We start from the raw sequence: 17,788 nt of genomic DNA on the forward strand, positions 1-17,788 counted from the left end.
TATCTCGTTTGAGAGAATAGTATTCTCAAACTTATAGAATCTCAATATCAGCAGGAGGTAGCCATGGCGAGACCACCGTTGTTCCAACGAGCGACCGTCACCCGGATCGTCAAAGAGAGCTCCGACGCGCGCACATTTGTTCTCGCTCCGGCAGACGGTCCGTTCACCTACAGCGCCGGGCAGTTCTGCACGTTCCGCGTCGAGGTCGACGGCACCGAACTGTTCCGCTCGTACTCGATGTCGAGCTCACCGGACACCGACAACGAATTGATGACCACCGTCAAACGTGTCGCCGGAGGCAAGGTCTCGAACTGGCTACACGACAATGTCTCCGAAGGCGACGAGGTGGTCGTCACCAGGCCGGCCGGCACGTTTCGCCTTCGCGAATCCGAGGCGCCGTTGCTCGGGTTCAGCGGCGGCAGCGGCATCACCCCGATCCTGTCGCTCGCCAAGACCACTCTCGCCACCACCGATCGCGAGGTTCACCTTCTGTGCGCCGATCGTGATCACGACTCGATGATCTTCGAGCGCGTTCTCTCGGAACTCGTCGACCGCTACCCCGGTCGACTCACCGTCACACGCCACCTCGACGACAAGAACGGATTCCTCGACAAGGCCGCAGTACTCGACTTTGTCGGCAAGCACGTGGGAGCCGACAGTTACCTGTGCGGCCCCGAACCCTTCATGGACCTGATCGAATCGGCCCTACCCGGACCGGGCCGCGTCTTCAGCGAACGATTCGGCAGTGCGGCCGAACCGATTGTGGCCGAACCGATTGTGGCCGAACCGGTGAGCACCGGTGAATCTGCCGCTACCGAACCAACTTCCACCGAAGTCACCGGAACAGTGACCATCGTTCTCGGGCGAAAGAAGACCTCGGTACCACGACACCCCAACGAGACTCTGCTGGAAAGTGCTCGGCGCGCTGGACTTACGCCGCCGTTCTCCTGCGAAGCCGGAAACTGCGCAACCTGCATGGCACACGTCACCTCGGGAAGCGCCGTGATGAGAATCAATGACGCACTGACCGACGAGGAGGTGTCGGACGGCTACGTTCTGACCTGCCAGGCAATACCCGACTCCGAGTCGATCACGGTGAAGTACGAGTGAGACAGGAGATTCCAGGCCAAAAGTCGTTGTAAAACAACAGAATTGACGCATTCGCTCGGGGCCATCAGCTCGCCGACATGAGCAACATCGCCGCGCCCAATTTCGGCAGACACGCTGAGGGCGCTACTTTGAAGACCCTCAATCCTGTTGAATTACAAGATCATTAACTGGAAATCAGCGAACGTCGAAATGCACCAACGGGAGTTCGATCCAGGTTTCTCTTGCTATTCGCAGCGATCATTGAATATATTACAACAAATCCAGGTGCGCCAAGAGTGCGCATAATCACACGCAAGCTTCGTAACAGTCCAAAATCTCTGCATACAAGGAACTTTGGCCGTGCTTGCATGATGAAAGTCGAGTTGGATGATTCTCACAATTACGAGGCGTGTAGGCCGCAGCTTGGTGGTCGTCTTGTTGGTAGCGGCAGCAGCTGTTCTGCTGTTGAGCCTGGCGCCCGGGTCTGCCGCCGAGGTGATCCTGGGTGAAAACGCTACCCCCGAGGCCGTTGCGGCGATGGAAGCAAAGATGGGACTCGACGTTCCCGTCTGGACTCAGTACTTCAATTGGCTCGGTGACGCATTCCGCGGAGACTTCGGAACCTCACCGCTCACCGGACAGTCAGTCAGCGAGGCGATCGTCGAGCGCCTCCCTGTCACTCTGCAGTTGGCCGCTATGGGCCTGATCATTGCTCTGGTTGTTGCCGTCCTGATGGCCGTCGCCTCCGCGTCGCGCCCAGGAAGCAAGCTCGACCGCGGCATCAATGTCGTTTCGGCTGTGTGCCTCTCGGTTCCCGCGTTCATCGCCGGCCCGGTCCTGATCTACTACTTCGCGATCAAATTCCAGCTCTTCCCGGTGACAGGCTGGTCGCGTATGAGCGAAGGCCTCGGTGCAAACCTCCAGAGCGCACTGCTGCCCGCGATCGCAATCGCGTTGACCGAGATCGCCGCATTCCACCGTCTGCTGCGCACCGACCTGATCGGAACCCTGCGCGAGGACTACGTGGCAGCGGCTCGGGCGAAGGGAATGCCCGGGTGGTACGTGATGTTCCGGCACGCGCTCCGACCGTCGTCGTTCTCCCTGATCACCGTTGCCGGCATCAGTCTCGGTCGACTCATCGGTGGCACCGTCATCGTCGAAACACTCTTCGGTCTACCCGGTTTGGGACAGCTCATCTCCTCGTCCATCACGTCGCGCGACGTGATCATGGTCCAGGGAATCGTGGTCTTCATCGCGATTGTGTACGTGGGTATCAACACCCTGGTCGACCTCAGCTACGGATTGATCGACCCACGGGTCAGGAAGGTTGTCGGAGCATGACGCGATCAGTAGTCGAAGACCGGACCGGCTCGCAGGACGAGCAACCGTCGGACCCGCCGGCACCTCTGGTGCCACCGGCGAAGAAGTCACGATCCATTCTGGTGTACCTCTCCTTCGGTTGGCTCGTCACTGTGCTTCTCGCAGCGGCGCTGGCAAATGTCCTGCCCATTGCTTCCTACTCCGTTCCGGTTGGCGCACCGCGCCTTTCACCGTCGTTCGAATCCCTCGATCTGCTGCTGGGGACGGACACCCTCGGGCGATCGATGCTCTCCCGCATCATCTACGGCGCCCGTGTCTCGCTCCTTGTCGGCACTGTAGCCGGATTGATCGGATTTGTGCTGGGCTCCTTCATCGGCCTGATCGGCGGCTACTTCGGTAGGCGTCTCGATTCCGGCGTCACCCTCCTTGCCGACGCGATGCTCGCATTCCCGCCGTTGATCCTGCTGCTGGCGCTGGCGTCCGTCCTGACACCCTCCATTCCGACCATGCTGCTCGGACTGACCTTGGTCGTCATCCCCGGATTCATCCGTCTGGCCAGAGCCAACACAATGGCGTGGAGCTCGAGGGAATTCGTCCGGGCCGCACGGAACATGGGCGCCGGCCACTGGCGAATCCTGTTCAAGGAAATCCTGCCGAACGTCCTCGCTCCCCTGGCTGCGTTCCTGCCGATCATCATGGCCGCCCTGATCGTCGCCGAAGGCTCACTGAGCTTCCTCGGCCTGGGAATCCCACCGCCACAGCCCAGTTGGGGCGGAATGATCGGCGACGGCAAGAACTACATTGCCGACTACCCATACTTGGTCTTCGTTCCTTCGTTGGCGATCTTCTTCACGGTGTTCGCCCTCAATCAGGCAGGTGACTTCCTCCGCAACAAGTTCGACCGCACTCTGCACGACTGAACCTCGAGGACTGCACGACTGAACGACCAAGACCGTTTTCCCGCTCGACACGACGTACTCATTTCCACGTTCCACCTGAGAGGGCTTTCCATGATCCGAAAAAGACGCTTACTGACAGCGGTCGCGATGGTGTGTACCGCAGCATTCGTGCTGACCGCCTGCGGCTCCGATTCCGGCAGCAGCAACGAGGGCACCACGGCTGCAGGCGATCCCGTATCCGGCGGTGCCGGCCGCGCGATCATGGCGGGCGAGCCGCGGTCCCTCGACCCGGCCACGCTGTCCAACACCTGGGCACACCAGGGCATCCTCGGCAACTCGCTGTACGGCACGTTGATGATCAACGACACCAAGACCCTCGATGTCACGTACACCATGGCCGAGGACTTCTCGACCGCCGACGGTGGTGCCACGTTCAACCTGAAACTTCGCCCGAACCTGAAGTTCTCGGACGGAACACCTCTCGACGCCGAGGCGGTCAAGTTCAACTGGGAGCGCCTCAAGGACCCGGCTCTCGGTTCGACGTCCGCTCGCTACGTCGCACAGATCGCCAACTTGAGCGTCGTCGATCCGGCCAACCTCGCGGTCACGATGGTTACGCCTACCCCGCACTACTCGCAGACCCTCATCGCCAGCTCGATGAACTGGATCGCCTCACCGGCCGCACTGCAGAAGGGTCAGGCCGGATTCGACGAGAACCCCATCGGTGCCGGACCGTTCACGCTCACCAAGTGGGCGCGACAGGACTCCATCGAATTGGCAAAGAACCCCACGTATTACGACGCACCGCGCCCGTACCTGGATACCCTCACCATCCGTGTGGCCGCTGACACCAATCAGCGTTACAACACACTCTCGACCGGTGGCGCTGATCTGATCAACGAATCGAACTGGCAGACGTTGGATACCGCCGAGACCGCGGGCTTCCCGACCGAAATCGTTCCGATGGGCGGCGGCCAGTACTTGTCCATGAACTTCCGACGCGCCCCCTTCAACGACGAGCGTGCCCGTCGTGCAGTGTCACTCGCAGTTGACCTCGACGCCATGAACACCGTCGTCTACAGCGGCAAGGGCGAGGTCCCGGAGACCCTGTTCCAGGAATCCTCCCCGTTCTACGCGGACATCAAGTTGGGCGAGTACAACAAGGCCGAAGCGCAGAAGCTCTTCGACGAGCTCGCCGCTGAAGGCAAGCCTGTCTCGTTCACCTTCACGTCGTACCCGACGGCAGAGAGCAAGACCGCCGGTGAGGCACTGCAGGCACAGTTGAGCGCCTACAAGAACGTCGAGGCCAAGGTCGACGTGGTCGACTACGCCGCCGCTACCGCCAAGATGGGCACCAAGGACTTCGACATGGTGATCTCCTCCGCGATCATCCAGGATCCGGATTCCATGTGGTCGACCTTCCACAACAAGTCCCCTGGCAACATCATCGGTGTCGACGATCAGGAACTGAGCGACGCACTCGATGTCGGCCGTACCTCGCAGTCGCAGGACGAGCGCAAGGCCGCGTACACGACCGTGCAGGAGCGCCTCGCCGACCTCACCGTCGGACTCTGGTACATCCGCGCAGCACCGTCGACCGTGACGGGCAAGGACGTACAGGGCGTCACCATGTACGGCTCGGGCTCGCCGCTCACCGACGCTATGTGGATCGCGAAGTAGCCGAAAGCAATTCGACGCAGTAGCCGACTACAGATCAAAGGGCCGGATCACCATGAACTCTCAGCCACTCCTCGAAGTGAGGAACCTACGTGCCCACATCGGCACACCACGCGGAATCGTGCGTGCCGTGGACGGGGTCTCCTTGACCTTGGACCGAAGTCAAGCACTGGGAATCGTCGGTGAATCCGGCTCCGGCAAGTCCGTCATGGCACGGGCCATCATGGGCCTGATGCCACCGCGTTCGGGCCGATCAGGGGAAGTCACGTTCCAAGGACGTGATCTACTGTCGCTGACGAAGAAGGAAAAGCTCGAGATCTGGGGCAACCAGATCGCCATGGTCTTCCAAGATCCGGGCCGATCACTCAACCCTGTAGTCAAAGTGGAACGACAGATGACCGAAGGGATGCGCCGCCATCTCGGAGTCAGCCGTTCCGAAGCTCACAGTCGGGCCCTCGACCTCCTCAAGGAGGTCGGGGTGCCCGACCCCGAACGACGTCTGAGCAACTACCCCCACGAAATGTCCGGCGGCATGCGCCAACGCGTCATGATCGCGATCGCACTCGCGTGCGAGCCGGATCTGTTGATCGCCGACGAGCCCACCACGGCATTGGACGTGACGATTCAGCGCCAGATCCTGGACCTGCTGCGACGCATCCAACGCGAACGTGGCACCTCGATGCTGCTGATCAGCCACGACCTGGCTGTCGTCGCCGGCCGAACCGACCGCGTCTCCGTCATGTATGCCGGAAAGATCGCCGAAATCGGCTCCACCCGAGAAGTATTCGACGAGCCACGCCACCGCTACACCCACGCCCTCCTGGGAGCAACGCCCACCATCGACCACGAACGCCACTCACCGTTGCGTTTGATCGACGGATCGCTCCCCGACCCCACATCCCCACCCGAGGGTTGCCGCTTCGAGCCACGCTGCGGTCAGGCCGTCGCAGAGTGTTCCACTCCCGGCCTGCAGTTGGAATCAGTTGGCGCAGACCATGACGTGGCGTGCCTCAACCCGGTCGCCGTTCCGGCGTCGGCAATGTCCGGAAGGTAAAGAATCTCATGGCTGGTAGTGGTAGCGCCCATCTACGGGGCGACGACGCTCTCCTGAGTGTTCAAGATCTTGTCGTGGAATACCACACAAGTTCCGGAACCGTTCAGGCCGTATCCAAGATCAGTTTCGACGTCCTGCCCGGCGAAACCCTCGGCATCGTCGGCGAATCCGGTTGCGGAAAGTCCACCACCGGACGCGCAGTTCTGCGTCTGGACCGAGTCACCGCAGGCCGAATCCGCTTCGGCGAGGACTGGATCGAAAACGCCGACGAATCGCAGATGCGTAAACTGCGCCGCGACATGCAGATGATCTTCCAAGATCCGGTAGCGTCGCTGAACCCGCGGCGTTCCGTCAAGGACATCGTCGTCGAGGGCATGGCAGTCGCCGGCGCCCCCACCGCAGAAAAAGTCACCACCTCGGCATCGGTACTCGAACAGGTCGGCCTGTCCGGTACGCGGTTCGCAGAGATGTTGCCGCGCCAACTTTCCGGCGGCCAGGCACAGCGTGTAGCGATCGCGCGCGCACTCGCACTGAGCCCACGACTGTTGATCTGCGACGAACCCGTCTCCGCACTCGACGTCTCCGTGCAGGCACAGATCCTGAACCTCATCGAGGTACTCAAGAGCGAGTTCGACCTCACCGTTGTCTTCATCGCCCACGACCTCGGTGTGGTGCGAACGGTCAGCGACAACGTCATGGTCATGTACTTGGGCAAAGTCTGCGAATTCGGCGACTCCGTCGAGGTCTACGACGACCCCGCACACCCTTACACCCGCGCACTACTCGATTCCGTACCGCTGACCGATCCGGAGAAGGGCTTTGCCGGGCCAGCGCTGGAAGGGGATGTGCCGTCGCCGCTTTCACCGCCGAGCGGATGCCGATTCCGCACCCGGTGCCCCCAAGTCGAAGAACGTTGCGTTACGGAGGAACCTGAGATGAGAGAGGTTCGTCCCGGCCAGTTCGCAGCGTGTCACTTCCCCCTGGCTCCGGCGAGCAAGAACCTTCTGGTGGACAGCGTCGCCGGGTGAACTCGACTTGCCAGCTGCATTACTTCTGAAAGGTCGACCATGATCCGAACGAGGCGCGCACTAGCCGCGACTCTGGCCGCGGTGTGTTCCGTGGCAGTTTTTGTCAGTGCGTGCGGCACCAGCCCCGCAGAAACCACAGGAACCAGCGCCGATGCCGGTGAACCGGTAGCGGGTGGGGTGGCGCGTGCCATTGTCATCGGCGAACCTCGCACTCTCGACCCGGCTGGACTGGGTAATTCGTGGACGCGGCAAAGCCTTCTCGGAAACGCGCTGTACGGGACGTTGATGATCGAGGATCCCTCGACGCTCGACATGAAGTTCACCATGGCGACAGACTTCTCCACAGTCGACGGTGGATCGACGTTCACACTGAAACTTCGCCCCGGGCTGACATTTTCCGACGAAACACCGTTGGATGCGGCTGCCGTGAAGTTCAACTGGGATCGTCTGCGTGATCCTGCGAATCCATCCGATTCGATCAGGCAGGCGTCGCAGGTGGCGTCCACCGAGGTGGTGGACGCGACGACTCTGAACGTCGTGATGGCAGCGCCCAGTCCGGTCTTCCCACAGGCGCTGGTGACCGGTGCCATGAACTGGATCGCCTCACCAACTGCATTGCAGAAGGGGCAAGCCGCCTTCGACGAAAACCCCGTCGGTGCCGGGCCTTTCACGCTGACGAGGTGGACACGCCAGGACGTCATGGAGCTGAAGAAGAACCCGCGGTACTGGGATGCACCGAAGCCGTACCTCGACGGGCTGACCCTCCGAACGGTCGCTGACGCCACGCAACGCCTCAACACGATGATCGCGGGCGGCGCAGACTTTGCCATGGAAACGAACTGGGCGAGCCTGGCTCAGGCGCAGGACGCCGGTTTGTCCACCGACACAGTATCGTTCGGCGGCGGACTCTACATGGGCATGAACGTGCGGCGCGCTCCGTTCGACGACGAACGCGCCCGTCGGGCAGTCTCCATGGCTGTGGATCTCGAAGCAGTCAACACCGTGATCAACGACGGCAAAGGCGTTGTCCCGCAAACACTCTTCCCGGAAACGTCACCGTTCTTCTCCGACATTCCACTGACAACTCCGAACAAGGAAACGGCGCAGAAACTTTTCGACGAGTTGGCAGCCGAGGGCAAACCCCTGTCCTTCACCTTCACCACCTATGCACTGCCGGAGAACAAGGCAACCGCCGAAACTGTGCAGGCGCAACTGAGCGCCTTCAAGAACGTTTCGATGGATATCGAGGTTGTCGACGCCGCCACCGGAAATTCCCGCAATGCCACTCACGATTTCGACATGATCATTGCATCGGCATTGTTCCAGGATCCCGATGCCGCGCTGTGGACCGCATTTCATTCCTCCTCGCAGGGAAACATCACCGGAATCAGCGACCAGCAACTCACCGGCGCCCTGGACGCCGGCCGTGTCGGGAAGACGATCGAGGAACGCCGCGCGGCGTACCAAACCGTGCAGAATCGTCTGGTAGCACTCAATCCGGGTATTTGGTACGCAAAGTCTGCACCGTCGGTCATCACTGCAAAGAATGCACATGGCGTTGTGATGTACGGCTTCGGATCACCACTGCCCGAGGAGTTCTGGATGACCAACTGATCTTCCACACAACTGAAGACACAACTATGGTCCCGCGAGTTGCGAACTCGCGGGACCATCTTCGTCGTCCGGCAAGGCCGAAGTCACAGGACACGCGGCGTCGATACATTCCAATGATTGTCTCGATACGAAATGTCTATTGGACGTACCGCCTGGCGCTGACTTGTAATAACAAGCATCCCTTGCCGATCAGGCAACTTCCCCGGCACGCGATTCCTCCGAAAGGCTGACGATGACTCGAGCGCAGCGAGTGTCTTTGAGAAAGTTTCGACCCACACGGCAAGCAAGAACGACACTAGTCTTGGCGTGTGCGGCGGTGCTCTTCCTGAGTGCTTGCGGCGGCGGAACTGCTGTCGATCAAACATCGACCACTGCAGGAGATCCGGTGGCCGGCGGCAGCGCAGCGCTCACGTACAACAGCGAGCCTCGCACCCTCGACCCTGCAGCACTGTCCAACACGTGGGCACACCAGGCGGTTCTGGGTAACGCACTGTACGGAACGTTGATCGTCAACAACGTCGATACCCTCGCGATCGAGTACAAGATGGCCACGGACTTCTCTACCACCGACGGTGGCCGGACCTTCATGTTGAAACTTCGCCCGGGGCTTCAGTTCACCGACGGCACTGCGCTCGATGCCGCTGCCGTGAAGTTCAACTGGGACCGATTGCGCGACCCTGCGTTGGCATCGACGTCGCTCCGACAGGCCGCGCAGGTCGCGAGCAACGATGTGGTGGACGCAACCACACTTCGCGTCACCATGACCTCCCCTAGTCCGCACTTCCCGCAGAACCTGCTCGCCGGCGCCATGAACTGGATAGCCTCACCCACGGCACTACAGAAAGGACAGGCGGCATTCGACGCGGAACCCGTCGGAGCCGGTCCATTCACCCTGACCAAGTGGATGCGCCAAGATGTCATCGAGCTGTCGAAGAACACGGGTTACTGGGACGCGCCACGTCCATACCTCGACAGCATTACCCTCCGCGCCGCGAGCGATAACGCTCAGCGACTCAACGCGGTCACGACGGGCGCTGTCGACGTCGCTGCAGAAACGAGTTGGGCGAACCTCGCAAAGGCAGAAGAGGCCGGATTCCCCACTCAGACGGTGCCGCTGGGCGGCGGCCAGTTCATCGGAATGAATTTCCGCCGAGCACCTTTCGACGATCCCAGGGCTCGCCGGGCAGTCATTCTCGCGATCGATCCGGAATCGGTCAATGTCGCCGTGTACAACGGCAAGGGGCAAGTTCCCGCCACCCTGTTCCAGAAGAACTCCCCCTACTTCACCGATATTGCGCTGCCGAGTCCGGACAAGGCCGAAGCTCAGAAACTGTTCGACGAACTGGCAGCAGAAGGCAAGCCTGTCTCCTTTGCCTTCACCACCTACCCGACGCCGGAAGCCAAAGCAACGGCCGAGAGCGTTCAGGCCCAGTTGAGTGCATTCGAGAACGTCGAAGCCAAGATCGATGTCGTCGACTTTGCTGCCGCCACGGCGCGCACCGCGGCGCACGATTTCGATATGACCATCACGTCTGCGCTCATCCAGGATCCGGATTCCGGTCTGTGGAACGCCTTTCACTCGACCTCACGCGGAAACACGATCGGCGTCGACGATCGAGAGCTCACCGCTGCGCTGGACGCCGGCCGCGTTGCCGAAGACCCGGCTGCGCGCAAGGAAGCGTACGAAACAGTGCAGAATCGTCTGGTCGCATTGAATCCCGGGATCTGGTACGTGCGGTCGTCGCCGTCCGTCATCACCGGCAAAAATGTACATGGCGCGCAGATGTACGGCCTTGGATCTCCCCTACCCGAGGAACTCTGGTTCCAGAACTGACCCGTCAACACACCGTTCACCGAAGGAGTGGGATGTCCGCGAATGCGCACAGCCGCAAGGCACCAGAAGGTTCACCCAACGTCGTCGTCATCGTTCTCGATGATCTGGGCTTCGGCCAATTCGGCTGCTACGGTTCGGATATCGAGACTCCGAACATCGACAAACTGGCCCAGGGTGGACTGCGCTACAACCGATTTCATGTTACCGCTCTGTGCTCGCCGACGCGTGCCGCCCTCTTGACCGGGCGCAATCACCATGCCGTTGGAATGGGGTTTCTCGCCGATATCCCGACGTCGGATCCCGGCTACACCGCCAAGATTCCGCCGGAAGCGGCAACCGTCCCCCGCATCCTGCGTGACGCTGGGTGGAACACGATGGCCGTCGGCAAGTGGCACCTACTCCCGTCCGGTGAACGCAGCAGCGCCGGACCGTACGATCGGTGGCCGTCGGGACTTGGCTTCGAGAAGTACTACGGTTTCCTGCGCGGCGACGCCAACCACTGGGCTCCCGAGTTGGTCCGCGACAACTCGTACGTAGATCCTCCGAGCGGCCCAGAGGACGGCTATCACCTCACCGAAGATCTTGCAGACGAGGCTATTCGGATGGTGGTCAACCAGCAGGAGTCGGCGCCGGGCAAACCCTTCTTCCTCTATTTCGCCACCGGCGCCATGCATGCGCCGCACCATGTCGAGAGGAAATGGGCGGACGACTACGCCGGTCAATTCGACCTCGGCTGGGATCGATGGCGCCAGAACGTCTTCGAGCGGCAGGTGGCCGAAGGAATCGTCCCCGCCGATACGATACTGACGGAGCGACCGTCGTGGGTTCCGGACTGGGAGCAGCTCACCTCTGACGAGCGGCGCCTGTACTCACGTATGCACGAGGTGTACGCCGGGTTCCTGACACACACCGACGCTCAGATCGGCCGCGTCGTGGACAGTCTCGAGGAATTGGGGATCCTCGACAACACACTGATATTCGTGATGTCAGACAACGGCGCCAGTGCTGAGGGTGGGGTCGCCGGCACATCCAACGAACACCGGTTCACGCACCGCATTCACGACAACATCGAGGAGAGTCTCGATCAACTCGAGGATTGGGGTGGAATTCACGGATACCCGCACTACGCCTGGGGTTGGGCCTGGGCCGGTAACACTCCGTTCCAACTGTGGAAGCGATACACCTGGCTCGGCGGTACTCGTGTCCCGATGATTGCGCACTGGCCCAAGGGCATCAGCTCTGGCGGCGCGGTGCGTGGGCAGTTCGCGCACGTTATCGACGTCTTCCCCACAATCTTGGAAGCCTGCGGCGTCACCGCTCCCGATACAGTCGGAGGCGTCGCACAGCAGTCGGTCGACGGGGCAAGCCTGCTGTCGACGTTCAGCGACGCATCTGCTCCCGACCCGCGGACTGTTCAGTATTTCGAGATGCTCGGTTCACGATCGATCGTGGCGGACGGGTGGAAGGCAACAACCAATCACGTGTCGATGGGTGTGATGGACGAGGAACTGCTGATGGAGGGCAGTCGCGATTTCGACAACGACCGTTGGTCGTTGTTCAACCTGGAATCCGACTTCTCCGAAGCCAACGACGTGGCCGACGAATTCCCCGAAGTCGTAGCGAAACTCGAGCAGCTCTGGTTCGCCGAGGCGGAACGCAACAACGTCACACCGATCGCCGACAACCTGCGGGGCCGCACAGCAAGCATTGTGCCGCGGGACTATCCCGTCGGCTCGGACATCACGCTCTATCCGAAGGGCGGTCCGGTCTCGGACGAGGCGATTCCCCGTCTTTTTGCCGGCGGGCGTATCACCGCCGACGTCGATGTGGCAGCCGAGAATCCCGAGGGCGTTCTGTTTGCTCTCGGAGATTGGACCGGTGGCTTCGCGGCGTACGTCTGCGACGGGGTCCTTACCGTCACGGTGGCGACGCCGGGCGGGGAGATCCTGCTCTCCGCCGATCGGAAACTCACCAGTGGACGTCATCAGCTCGGGTGTGTTCTCAGTCCTGTACCCGAAGGCGGTGCGCGCGTGCAGATTTTTATCGACGGCAACATTGTCGGGACCGGGCACAGCGATCATTCTCTGCCCCATGCCTGGCAACACGGCGGCACATCGATGACGCTCGGGTGCGACCGCGGCCTCCCGGTCAGTAACAGCTACCGTCCGCCTTTCGCGTGGAACGGAGTGCTGCACCAGGTTCGGATCGAGGCCGGTACGCAGATCATTCCGGAGAAGGATGTCATCAGAATCGCGCTCCAGGTCGAGTAGCGGGGCACCGTTCTACCTGCCGGGACACGACATCCCGGCAGGTAGACTCGCGCGCATGGAAGTACAGCAACTCCGCTGCATCGTCGCCGTTGCCGACTACGCCCATTTCACCCGCGCCGCACAGTCTTTGCACCTCACTCAACCGGCACTGTCCAATGCCATCGCGAAGCTCGAGAAGGAACTAGAGCTCAAGATTTTCGTTCGGACCCCGCGCGGGGCGGAAGTGAGCGTGGACGGCGCCAGAGTTGTCGATTCAGCCCGGCGAGTGTTGCACAGTCTCGGCGAATTGAATTCCGTCGTCGACAGCATCAAAGGCGTCACGACGGGTGCATTGCGGATCGCCACACGCCGGACGTTCATGCGTACGACCACCGAGTTGGTGCGCCGCTTTCACGAGAAGTACCCATTGGTCTCCATCGACGTCACGGATCCGATGACCGACGAGGAGGTCTTCGGCGCTGTCGATCAAGGCAAGTGCGACGTGGGGTTCTGCCGGATCGGCGGACGTTTACCCGGGCTCGACTTCCAGGTCTTGTACGAGAGCGAACTGGTGGTGCTGAGCGCCGCTACTGCCGACGACTGCCCGCCGAGAGTTCTCAGTTGGCCAGACGTCGCGGAGTTGGAGTTGATCGCACCGTCTGCGGGCAGCCCTGTGCGGGTGGGGTTGGAGCGTATCTTCATCGAACAGTCATTGCAGATGAAGGTCTGCATCGAGAGCGAGAATTTCGAGTCACGCGTGGACATGGCACGAATGGGTTTGGGTTCCACGATTGCAGACCGAGTATCGGTACTCGGCTTGCCGGGGTTTCGAATCGACTCCATCAATCCCCCGATTCCCACGAAGATCGGAGTCATCAACCGAAGTCACTCGGTTCCCCCGACCGTGCACGCATTCAAATCCCTTGCGCGAGAATATTTCACGGACAACTTTCCGCAAGTAGCGCAATTCGAGCTCGGTGCACGGCCGGCGTGACGTCAAATGCGAGCAGGAATGTCCCCGTGCTCACCGAGCAGGGGCGGCGGGCCGTACTCGGGTTCGTAACCAGCGACGCGGATCGGACTTCCGACCAGACGGTAGTCCCCGGCGGTCACTATCGCCTCCGGAATGGCATTCAGCGCATCCGGTAGTGAACGCACTGCAGATGCGGGCACTCCTAATGGGCGCAGGCGAGATTCCCAGTTGGCGGCGGTGTCCGTGGCCAACACTTCGGTAACGGCGCCCAGTACCTCGTCTCTGCGCTCAGCTCGCTCAGCCATCGTCTCGAATCCCACGATGCCGGCTTCGCCGGCAAACGAGCGCCAGAAACCGTCGTGTGTGATGAACAGTGCGAGGTGTCCGTCTGCCGTCGGAAATAGTTGAGCGGGAACATAGTACGAATGCGCGCCTGAAGGAAGTCGACGCGGCTCCACACCGTCGTTGAGGTAGGACGACGCTCGATAGTTGAGCTGCGAGAGCATGACGTCTTGCAACGACACCTCGACCTGTCCCCCACTACCCGATACGATCTGCGCCAGAAGTCCAAGAGCCGCAGTAAGCCCGGAGGAATTGTCTGCCGAGGAGTATCCGGGAAGCGTCGGCGGACCGGACGGGTCACCGGTCAGCGAAGCTACGCCGGTTGCTGCCTGAATGACGTAGTCGAAGGCAGGATCGTCACCGGCGGCCAGCCCGAATCCGGTGAGTGCAACGCATACGATTTGTTCGTTCCATTTACGCAGAGCCTCGTAGGTCAGGCCGTACCGGTGGATGGCCGACGGTTTCAGGTTTGCCAGCAGCGCATCGGATTCCTCCACCAATTCGCCGAGACGCGCCTGCCCGGCCTCTGTCGTGAGGTCGATGCAGATACTCCGCTTGCCACGATTGAGGCTCGCGAAGTAGGAATCGCTGACCTGGCGCGATATGTCTCCGCTCGGCGGTTCGATCTTGATGACGTCGGCGCCGAGATCAGCCAGCATCATGGTCGCGTACGGTCCGGCGAGCATGTGCCCGATCTCGAGGATCCGGATGCCTGCCAGCGGCCCGGAGGTCACCGGAACTCCGCTGCGATCTGTGCGATCACTTCGCGCGTCCGGTATTTGGAGGCGATCAGCTCGTCCCGGTTGTCACCGATGGGGAGTAGTCGCATCGAAAGATCGGTAACCCCGGCAGCCTCGTAGCTGCGGAATCCCTCGAGTATCGCATTCTCGTCACCCACAACGCACAGATCACCAATGTCCTTGGCGCCACCCTTTTCCAAGAGTTTCTGATAGTTCGGCGACACCTCGGCTTCACCGAGGATCCGGTTGGCTCGCTCGCGCGCTTTGTCGACTTCGGACGGACTGCACAGACAGACCGGGATGCCGGCGATGATGCGCGGATCGGGACGGCCGGCGTCGGCTGCTGCCTTGCTGATCCGAGGAACGACGTGATCTTCGATCGCACGCTGGTCTGCCATCCACAGTATGGTTCCGTCGGCGCGCTCGCCGGCGATCTTCAGCATGACTGGTCCGAGAGCGGCAACCAGAACTGGCATCGGAGATACGGGACCGATCTCGAGCGGATTGTGCACCGTGAACGTCGAGTTCTCCACGTCTACCGGACCGGGGCCGTTGAGGGCAGCGGCAAGGACCTCGAGGTAGTCGCGGGTGAGCCCGGCCGGCTTGTCGTAGGGCAAGCCGAGCATGTCCTCGATGATCCAGTGATGCGACGGACCGACACCGAGCGCCAACCGCCCGTCGGTTGCTGCGTGAGCCGAGAGCGCTTGCCGCGCCAGTGCAATCGGATGTTGTGCCTGCAGCGGAACCACGGCTGTGCCGATTTCGATTCTCGACGTCCGCGTGCCCATCAGGGACACAGCCGTCAACGCGTCGAAGTCGCTGGGAACCTGCGGCACCCAGACACTGTCGAGACCGGCGGCCTCTGCCCACTCCACGTCCGCCATCATGCGGGCGACCTTCTTCGCGGAGTCGCCCCGCTCGGGGCCGATCATCACTCCGATGCGCACGGTTCCTCCAGATTTGCTGTTGCCGATGTTTCAGTCAATGCGCGTACTCCGCTGACCAGTTCTTCCAGTGAAGCGCCGGTGGGAAACACTGCCGAGGCACCGGCCTCGAGCAGGCGCGGCACATCCGACTGCGGGATTGTGCCTCCTACAACAACTTTGATGTCTCCTGCGTCCGCAGCCCGAAGGGCCTCGACGGTTCGAGTTGTGAGCGCGACGTGGGCACCGGAGAGAATACTGAGTCCGACAACGGCCACATCTTCTTGCAGCGCAATGGTGACGATGTCTTCGACCGTCCGCCTGATACCGGTATAGATAACTTCGAATCCGGCGTCGCGCAACGCTCGTGCGACGATCTTGGCACCACGGTCATGGCCGTCGAGGCCTGGCTTTGCAACAAGAACGCGGGCGCTCATCAGAACACCACCGGCTGCTGGAATTCGCCCCATACTGCCTTGAGGGACGAAACCATCTCGCCGACTGTGCAGTACGCGTTGGCGCAGTCGATCAACTTGTGCATCAGATTGTCCGTTCCTTCCGCTGCTCGGGACAGTGCCGTCAGTGACCTCGCCACCTCGTCAGGATCACGGTCCGCCTTGACCCTCGCGAGCCGTTTCAGTTGCAGCTCACGCCCTTCGGCGTTGAGCTCGTAAGTCGAAATCTCCGGCGCGGGTTCCTCGGAGACAAACCGGTTGACACCGACAACCGGCTTTACGCCCGATTCGACGTCCTTGTGGAGTTGGTAGGCCTCATCGGCGATCAGCCCCTGCAGGTAGCCGTCCTCGATGGCTCGAACCATGCCGCCGTGCGCTTCGAGATCCGCCATGATCTCGATGAGTCGCTCTTCCGTTGCGTCCGTAAGGGCTTCGACGAAGTAGGACCCACCGAGCGGGTCGGCCACCCGCGTCACTCCGGTCTCGTAAGCGAGGATCTGCTGGGTACGCAGGGCCAGCGTTGCGGACTCTTCACTGGGAAGGGCAAAGGGCTCGTCCCAGGCCGCTGTGAACATGGACTGGACGCCGCCGAGTACCGACGCCATGGACTCGTACGCCACACGCACGAGGTTGTTCTGCGCCTGAGGCGCGTACAGCGACGCGCCACCGGCGACACAACCGAAGCGGAACATCGACGCCTTGTCGGTGGTGGCGCCGTAACGCTCCCGGACGATAGTGGCCCAACGACGGCGTCCGGCACGATATTTGGCGATCTCCTCGAAGAAGTCGCCGTGCGTGTAGAAGAAGAACGAAATCTGCGGCGCAAACTCGTCGATGGTCATGCGTCCACGCTCGACCACTGTGTCGCAGTAGGTGACACCGTCCGCGAGTGTGAAGGCCATCTCCTGGACGGCGGTGGCGCCGGCATCACGGAAGTGCGCTCCGGCCACCGAGATTGCATTGAACCTGGGCACCTCGGCAGCGCAGAACTCGATGGTGTCGGCAATCAACCGCAGCGACGGCTCCGGGGGCCAGATCCACGTACCTCGGGAGGCATATTCCTTCAGGATGTCGTTCTGGATTGTCCCGGTGAGCTTCTCCCGCGGAACACCCTTGCGTTCAGCAGCAGCCACATAGAACGCCAGCAGAATCGCGGCCGTTCCGTTGATCGTGAAACTGGTGCTGATCTTGTCGAGCGGGATGTCCTCGAACAGCACCTCCGCGTCGGCAAGGGTATCGACGGCTACACCGACGCGCCCGACTTCTTCGGTGACCTCTGGGTCATCGGAGTCGTAGCCGCATTGGGTGGGCAGGTCGAGGGCAACCGAGAGTCCGGTGCCGCCTTGCGCGAGGAGATAGCGATAGCGAGCGTTGGACTCTTCCGCGGTGCCGAACCCGGAGTACTGCCGAAAAGTCCACAAGCGCCCTCGATATCCCGAGGAGAAGTTGCCGCGGGTGAAGGGGTACGCGCCCGGTGCGGGCGGATCGACAGTCCTGTCCTCCGGTCCGTAGACCGGAGCGAGAGGGATGCCGGACGAGGTTTCCGTGAAGTCGTTCATCGTTGAATACGGTACTTGCAAAAAATGAGAAT

At 61.4% G+C, this 17,788-nt stretch carries 14 protein-coding genes; 10 read left to right on the forward strand and 4 right to left on the reverse strand.

What is annotated here, in order from left to right; translation table 11 throughout:
• Nucleotides 1–63 precede the first annotated feature (63 nt).
• From CJ178_RS15380 to CJ178_RS15425, 10 genes are all read left to right on the forward strand, one after another.
• Nucleotides 64–1,110, forward strand: a complete 1,047-nt coding sequence (locus CJ178_RS15380; RefSeq protein WP_033236993.1) for a ferredoxin--NADP reductase — start codon at nucleotides 64–66, stop codon at nucleotides 1,108–1,110.
• A gap of 366 nt (nucleotides 1,111–1,476) precedes the next feature.
• A complete protein-coding gene (locus CJ178_RS15385; protein ID WP_033236994.1) occupies nucleotides 1,477–2,430 on the forward strand; it encodes an ABC transporter permease in 954 nt (317 codons plus the stop codon).
• A complete protein-coding gene (locus CJ178_RS15390) occupies nucleotides 2,427–3,329 on the forward strand; it encodes an ABC transporter permease (protein WP_095887060.1) in 903 nt (300 codons plus the stop codon). Before CJ178_RS15385 ends, CJ178_RS15390 begins: the two co-directional genes overlap by 4 nt.
• 90 nt (nucleotides 3,330–3,419) lie before the next feature.
• Nucleotides 3,420–4,988 (forward strand): ABC transporter substrate-binding protein, encoded by a 1,569-nt coding sequence (locus tag CJ178_RS15395; RefSeq protein WP_033236996.1) that lies wholly within the window; start codon nucleotides 3,420–3,422, stop codon nucleotides 4,986–4,988.
• 52 nt (nucleotides 4,989–5,040) lie between these two features.
• The gene (locus CJ178_RS15400) at nucleotides 5,041–6,039 is read left to right on the forward strand and encodes an ABC transporter ATP-binding protein (protein ID WP_033236997.1); all 999 of its coding nucleotides are present in this window, start codon (nucleotides 5,041–5,043) and stop codon (nucleotides 6,037–6,039) included.
• An 8-nt stretch (nucleotides 6,040–6,047) separates the two neighbouring features.
• On the forward strand, nucleotides 6,048–7,067 hold the full coding sequence (locus CJ178_RS15405) for an ABC transporter ATP-binding protein (protein ID WP_033236998.1): 1,020 nt from the start codon (nucleotides 6,048–6,050) through the stop codon (nucleotides 7,065–7,067).
• A gap of 39 nt (nucleotides 7,068–7,106) precedes the next feature.
• Nucleotides 7,107–8,681 carry an ABC transporter substrate-binding protein gene (locus tag CJ178_RS15410; protein ID WP_095887061.1) on the forward strand — a complete coding sequence of 525 codons (1,575 nt, stop codon included), beginning with the start codon at nucleotides 7,107–7,109 and terminating at the stop codon, nucleotides 8,679–8,681.
• A gap of 385 nt (nucleotides 8,682–9,066) precedes the next feature.
• The gene (locus CJ178_RS15415) at nucleotides 9,067–10,515 is read left to right on the forward strand and encodes an ABC transporter substrate-binding protein (RefSeq protein WP_257013189.1); all 1,449 of its coding nucleotides are present in this window, start codon (nucleotides 9,067–9,069) and stop codon (nucleotides 10,513–10,515) included.
• A 32-nt stretch (nucleotides 10,516–10,547) separates the two neighbouring features.
• Nucleotides 10,548–12,785, forward strand: a complete 2,238-nt coding sequence (locus CJ178_RS15420) for an arylsulfatase (RefSeq protein WP_095887063.1) — start codon at nucleotides 10,548–10,550, stop codon at nucleotides 12,783–12,785.
• A 55-nt stretch (nucleotides 12,786–12,840) separates the two neighbouring features.
• Nucleotides 12,841–13,758, forward strand: a complete 918-nt coding sequence (locus CJ178_RS15425) for a LysR family transcriptional regulator (RefSeq protein WP_179300760.1) — start codon at nucleotides 12,841–12,843, stop codon at nucleotides 13,756–13,758.
• Nucleotides 13,759–13,760: 2 nt separating this feature from the next.
• On the opposite strand, the gene CJ178_RS15430 is transcribed toward CJ178_RS15425, so the two are convergent.
• From CJ178_RS15430 to CJ178_RS15445, 4 genes are read right to left on the reverse strand one after another with little or no spacing between them, the layout of a single operon-like run.
• Nucleotides 13,761–14,813 (reverse strand): CaiB/BaiF CoA transferase family protein, encoded by a 1,053-nt coding sequence (locus CJ178_RS15430; protein ID WP_095887065.1) that lies wholly within the window; start codon nucleotides 14,811–14,813, stop codon nucleotides 13,761–13,763.
• Entirely contained in the window at nucleotides 14,810–15,766 is a 957-nt protein-coding gene (locus tag CJ178_RS15435) for an LLM class F420-dependent oxidoreductase (protein WP_033237003.1), read from the reverse strand. Before CJ178_RS15435 ends, CJ178_RS15430 begins: the two co-directional genes overlap by 4 nt.
• Nucleotides 15,751–16,179 (reverse strand): cobalamin B12-binding domain-containing protein, encoded by a 429-nt coding sequence (locus CJ178_RS15440; RefSeq protein WP_095887999.1) that lies wholly within the window; start codon nucleotides 16,177–16,179, stop codon nucleotides 15,751–15,753. Before CJ178_RS15440 ends, CJ178_RS15435 begins: the two co-directional genes overlap by 16 nt.
• Entirely contained in the window at nucleotides 16,179–17,756 is a 1,578-nt protein-coding gene (locus CJ178_RS15445; RefSeq protein ID WP_033237029.1) for a methylmalonyl-CoA mutase family protein, read from the reverse strand. The genes CJ178_RS15440 and CJ178_RS15445 overlap by 1 nt, the downstream gene beginning before the upstream one ends.
• Nucleotides 17,757–17,788: the final 32 nt, after the last annotated feature.

The organism is Rhodococcus sp. ACPA4, from assembly GCF_002300185.1.
GTDB classification, from domain to species: domain Bacteria; phylum Actinomycetota; class Actinomycetes; order Mycobacteriales; family Mycobacteriaceae; genus Rhodococcus_F; species Rhodococcus_F globerula.

Bases quoted from the DNA above. Each gene is read 5' to 3' on its own strand.
- CJ178_RS15425 (WP_179300760.1), top strand. From the start codon at position 12,841: ATGGAAGTACAGCAACTCCGCTGCATCGTCGCCGTTGCCGACTACGCC.
- CJ178_RS15400 (WP_033236997.1), top strand. From the start codon at position 5,041: ATGAACTCTCAGCCACTCCTCGAAGTGAGGAACCTACGTGCCCACATC.
- CJ178_RS15395 (WP_033236996.1), top strand. From the start codon at position 3,420: ATGATCCGAAAAAGACGCTTACTGACAGCGGTCGCGATGGTGTGTACC.
- CJ178_RS15440 (WP_095887999.1), bottom strand. From the start codon at position 16,179: ATGAGCGCCCGCGTTCTTGTTGCAAAGCCAGGCCTCGACGGCCATGAC.
- CJ178_RS15420 (WP_095887063.1), top strand. From the start codon at position 10,548: ATGTCCGCGAATGCGCACAGCCGCAAGGCACCAGAAGGTTCACCCAAC.
- CJ178_RS15380 (WP_033236993.1), top strand. From the start codon at position 64: ATGGCGAGACCACCGTTGTTCCAACGAGCGACCGTCACCCGGATCGTC.
- CJ178_RS15410 (WP_095887061.1), top strand. From the start codon at position 7,107: ATGATCCGAACGAGGCGCGCACTAGCCGCGACTCTGGCCGCGGTGTGT.
- CJ178_RS15445 (WP_033237029.1), bottom strand. From the start codon at position 17,756: ATGAACGACTTCACGGAAACCTCGTCCGGCATCCCTCTCGCTCCGGTC.
- CJ178_RS15390 (WP_095887060.1), top strand. From the start codon at position 2,427: ATGACGCGATCAGTAGTCGAAGACCGGACCGGCTCGCAGGACGAGCAA.
- CJ178_RS15405 (WP_033236998.1), top strand. From the start codon at position 6,048: ATGGCTGGTAGTGGTAGCGCCCATCTACGGGGCGACGACGCTCTCCTG.
- CJ178_RS15385 (WP_033236994.1), top strand. From the start codon at position 1,477: ATGATTCTCACAATTACGAGGCGTGTAGGCCGCAGCTTGGTGGTCGTC.